The 2,885-nt window shown below is 50.4% G+C and carries 3 protein-coding genes; 1 reads left to right on the top strand and 2 read right to left on the bottom strand.

Going from position 1 to position 2,885, the window contains the following annotated elements; genetic code table 11:
- The first annotated feature begins 125 nt into the window (after positions 1-125).
- Positions 126-578, top strand: coding sequence for a DUF695 domain-containing protein (locus K2I50_RS08200; RefSeq protein WP_301025849.1), 453 nt, complete (start codon positions 126-128; stop codon positions 576-578).
- A 127-nt stretch (positions 579-705) separates the two neighbouring features.
- On the opposite strand, the gene K2I50_RS08195 is transcribed toward K2I50_RS08200, so the two are convergent.
- Both K2I50_RS08195 and K2I50_RS08190 read right to left on the bottom strand, forming a co-directional pair.
- Positions 706-2,073: a BT_3987 domain-containing protein gene (locus tag K2I50_RS08195; RefSeq protein WP_301025848.1), complete on the bottom strand. Its 1,368-nt coding sequence runs from the start codon at positions 2,071-2,073 to the stop codon at positions 706-708.
- A gap of 87 nt (positions 2,074-2,160) precedes the next feature.
- Positions 2,161-2,885, bottom strand: a 725-nt coding sequence (locus tag K2I50_RS08190; RefSeq protein WP_367279097.1) for a LamG-like jellyroll fold domain-containing protein, incomplete at its 5' end; no start/stop codon positions are given.

Raw genomic sequence — 2,885 nt, 5'->3', positions numbered from 1 at the left:
TATATATTCTTATACTATCCCTGTAAGGGGTATATGAAAGTTTTGGCAAATTTCGCAAATTTCGGCGGGATATTCAATAAACCGGGCCAACAATTTAATTAAATTTGCAATTAAAAAACATTATTATGAGCAAGAAAATAGGCAATGACTGGTGGACAGCACCGACAGAGAGCGATAAAACGGGACGTACGGTAATAGTGACCGGACGCCGTGGTGTGGAGGCTGCGATGGATAGCGGCAAATACGGTATACGAGTGGAGATTACGTGGCGCTATCAGGGTGATTCGACGGGTATGCCCGACAAGCCTACCTCGATGCTTATGGAGGCTGTGCAGGAGGCTCTGACCACGGTATTCGACCGCGACCCTGTGGCCATACTGACGGGTGTGTATACCGGCGACGACCGCCGCGACTGGGTGTTCTACACTACGTCGACCCATATCTTCGAGCGTAAAATCAATGAGGCTCTGGCTCCGTTTGACCTTCTTCCAATCACCATCTATACTGAGAATGATCCGGACTGGGGAGAATACCGCGAGATGCGCGAGGCCACCGAGCTTACGGCTCCTGATGAATAGCCTGTAGGCTTTTTCCAATCAGGAATATAAAAAAACTCACGCAAACACCCCGTTTGCGTGAGTTTTTTATTGTATACGGACGTTGTGAGTCCGCAGTGGTCAAAGAATAGTGGATTCTATACGGGAATTACTTGTTGTAGAATTTGATACCTGTATGGGCAATCATGCCGTAGGTGGGGTACGAGTAATCTCCGTCTGTCCAGCGGATGTAGCGGAATGTAGCCGGCTTGGAGAAGCTGATATAGTATGTCTGGTTGCCATATACATCTACATTTCCCCACTTGGTCCATGCGTTGCCATCGGCGCTGGTCTCAACATCCAGCAGGTCGGACGCTCCGTAGAACCACTGGAAGAAGCTGACAGCCATCATATGTACAGTCTTGGCCGAGCCGAGGTCGACAAGAATCTTGCTGCCTGGATCAGCAAAGACATAGGAACCTGTGTTGTCGGAATCAGCAAGTACGTTTGCCGCGAAGTCTGTATCGTTGCCGTCGATGGAGCCGGTCCAGGAGTCCTCATATGCAATCTGAGTGTAGCCAGAAGGCATCACTGCTGTTCTCGTGAGCTCAAGGGGAAGGTTGCTGATAGTGATATATGACACATCGGTGGTGAGCTCTGCGCCTACTCCCGAAGTGAATGTGAACTTTACGGGAATTATATATTCGGAGCCGTTGGCTACGTCAGTATAGTCACCTACATTGAGGGTGATGGCACCTTTTGACGAGCCTGCGGGGATTACTACTTCGCTATTTGCCAACGAGGCCTGGATGGACTGGTAGGAAGATGCATTCGCCTGATTGTAGGCATCGATAAGGCTGTTGTCGATAACGGCACTTACAGTGATAGGATCGTCAGCATTCCAGTCGGCGGTGAGTATGTCGGAAATAGTGAGGGTAGAGTATGCGCTCTGCCATCCGTCGACGTCGGTATCGACTGTAATGGCGGCTTCATGTTTTGCAACTACCTTATTGGCCTTGTATGTCGAAGAGAAGGTAAGGAATATACGGCTGCTCTTCGAGATGGTCTGGCCGTCGGCATCAGTAATTGTGATAGGCAGAATCAGATTCTCATTTTCGGTCTGGAAACCTTTCTTATCACCGAAAGAAACAGAGATTACCTCGGTAGATATGTACTGTCCGGCGGGAATGTGGAGCACGGGGTTGACAATCGAGGCACCTTCGAGGAATGTGTATTCGGTGTTGTTGGCCTGGTTGTATTCGTCGACAAGAGAAGGATCGATGCCTACCTTGACAGAGAGGTCGCGGGGCGCGGGCTTTGTAAGGCGCACGGGCTTAAGTGCCAGAGGATCGTTGATGTCGATAAGGAATTCACCGTTGGCCTTGTATTCCAGTCGGGCGAATGTGGAATTGGGCTGATATAGATAGCAGTAGTTGATGTCGTAGGGATCTACTGTATCGTCGTCGTCGCAAGATGTAAGGGGAGCCATTGTAGCCGCCACCGCACATACGGCGATATAATGCCAGAATTTTTTCATTGTGTTCTGTATTTTTGGAGAATTGGTGATGGAGATGTTATTGAGGTATGTCACTGACGGCATACCTCAATAACTATGGTATCAGGTTTATTCAAATGTGTATTCGGTCCAGCCGTAGGCCTGGTTGTTGCCGCCGTTGCTTGCCGAGCCGATAGTGATGTTGTGACCGTTGCCGGTAACGTCGTTGAGCACAGAGCCGTCACCTTCGTTCATTGGGAGGTAGAACACGAGGTTGGGGTCGGTATACTTAACCTCTTTCTTCATGAACTTGGCAATCTGGGCGGCAGAGCGTGTGGTGCGCCACAGACGTACCTGTGCAATCTCGATGTAGTCGCGGAAGTAAGATGAGCCGGAACCGCACATTGTCAGGCCGGTGATTTCAAACTTCTTGCCGGCACCGCCGTTGTTGCGGTTAGCCTCGACGCCGTTGACATAGAGTACAACCTCGCCTGTACCACTGTCGAATGTGTGGGCGAAGTGAATCCATTCGCCCCATTTGAGCGGCTTTTCGTTGGGGTTGCCAGAGTCGTAGTTGGCATCGATACCCATAGTCTTAATCTGGAGGAAGTTGTAGAGATTGCGACCATTGGCGTCGGCATATACGATATCGCCGAAACGAACGTAGAGCTCGAGGTTGGCCTGGAATGCGAAGAGAGCCTGGTTGTTGACGGAGAAACCACCGTTGCCGGCGCGGTTTTCAACTCGTGCCCACCACTCGAGGGTGAGGTTGGAGAGTGTTTCAGTGCCGTCCCAGTCCATTGTCATGGCGTTGTCGTAGAAGAATTTGGGAGCTTTCTGAGTAAGGGTCTTGC

This window comes from Muribaculum sp., assembly GCF_029051885.1.
Classification (GTDB): Bacteria; Bacteroidota; Bacteroidia; order Bacteroidales; family Muribaculaceae; genus Muribaculum.
This window is presented reverse-complemented; position numbering and strand designations above follow the sequence as displayed.